The following is a 223-nucleotide window of genomic DNA, read 5'->3' as shown; positions in this document are numbered from 1 at the left end:
TATTGGCCTCGATCCGCTCCAGCATGGGCAGCAGGTGCACCGCATCACTGGCCTGGTTGCTGACGCCGATGGCCACGATCACCTGGTGGTCGCCATCGACGGCGGCCTGAGAGTTGTACCCCTGGATCCAGCCGTCCGCTCCCTTGAGAATGTGGCTGTCGGGGTCGGTGAAATTCCGCTGCGCGGTGGGCTTGGGGTTTCCGATTGCATCGGTGGGGAGCGT

Annotated in this window: 1 pseudogene; it reads right to left on the bottom strand. The window is 64.1% G+C overall.

From position 1 onward, the window contains the following. Positions 1–223, bottom strand: a pseudogene (locus tag ACLD7X_RS19635) (IS5/IS1182 family transposase); the annotation flags it as partial.

Source organism: Aphanothece microscopica RSMan92 (assembly GCF_046613545.2).
GTDB lineage: Bacteria > Cyanobacteriota > Cyanobacteriia > PCC-6307 > Cyanobiaceae > NIES-981.
Note: the sequence above shows the minus strand (reverse complement) of the source record. Positions and strands in the feature narration are given on the sequence as shown.